The organism is Helicobacter sp. T3_23-1056, from assembly GCF_053654535.1.
In genome coordinates this window covers 1-1,301 of the sequence record NZ_JBSIUU010000074.1, presented here as the reverse complement: position 1 = coordinate 1,301, position 1,301 = coordinate 1, and the positions used below count along the sequence as shown (strand labels likewise).

1 protein-coding gene is annotated in these 1,301 nt (G+C 44.6%); it reads right to left on the bottom strand.

The window, feature by feature from the left end:
* Nucleotides 1–1,301, bottom strand: a 1,301-nt coding sequence (locus ACWIUO_RS13695) for a hypothetical protein (protein WP_454178443.1), incomplete at both ends; no start/stop codon positions are given.

Here is a 1,301-nt window from a genome sequence, read left to right as displayed (position 1 = left end):
TACTGTGCCTAGCCACGCGCCAGATTCGTTTTTGATAGTGCTTGCTGTGGCGTTGTCTATGCGGAGGTTTGTTAGGTTACCAGAGTTGGTTATATTGCCTATGTTGGCGTTGTCTTTGATGTCCATATTATATACCATTCGTGTGTCTTTATCCACCTTGATAGTGCCTATCGTAGAGCTATGCCCTATGGTTATATGTTGAAAGATTCCTCCTAATTTCCCGTCCCAATTATATGTCCAGTTCCCCCTATCTCCAGCTTCTGTGGTAGTATCGCTAGCTAGGATAAGTGAGCCGATATTTGCTTGGGCTATGGTTTTTACGCTTGCTTGGACTTGCCCTTGAGAAGTGATACGAAAGCTCATATCTTTTGCGTCCAAAAGCCCAAATTCTATATATTTATAAAATCCTTTTTTGTAGTCATACGGTTTTCCTAATGCCCCCTGTCCTCTAAAACGATTTAGCCCTACATCGATTTGGTGTGAGCCTCCACCGATAGTTAGCCTCTCACTTGCCGTGCCAAACTGCACGGTGGTATCCCAATACTGATTTGTCTCATAGGTGTGATGCAGGTGCTCTCCGCCACTTCCTGTCATCTCTGTCCAATCAGCATAGCCCGAGCAGGTATAGACTTTTGTGCGTCCATCAAAGTCATTGTAGATACTACCCGGTGTGTAGTCATCTACGGTGGTGCGGCAATTTACCTGCGCTGCTATGGTGTCTAGGCTAAGGCTAGCTATGAGGCTAGCTGTGGCTATGGATAATGCTAGGCGTTTTTTGGGCGCGGTGGTTTGGATTTTGGCTTTAAAAACCCCCTCCCTTGCGGAGGGGGTTTGGGGGTGGGTAGATTTTGCACTAGCAAAATTTGCAATCTTGTCATTGAAAGAATTTGCAATGCCGTCATTGCGAGCAATTAGATTCTGCATTTTTGCAGAATCTAATGCGTGGCAATCTATTGTTTCTATATTGTCTTGTAGATTGCCACGCTCACTTCGTTCGCCCGCAATGACGGAGTGGTTGTAGTCATTGCGAGAATTTGCAATCTTGTCATTGAAAAAATTTGCATTTTTGTCATTGCGAGCAAATGCGACAGCATTTGCGTGGCAATCTACTTTGTCTATATCGTAGTGTGGATTGCCACGCTCATTGCATTCGCTCGCAATGACGGAAGCAGAATACTTGTCCGTAATGACGGAAGTAGAGTCATTATCTGCAATGACGAAAGTGGAATCATTGCTCGCAATGACAGAATTTTCTTTGTCATATTGAGCGCGTGAGCCCGAAATATCTCTATTTATTTGCG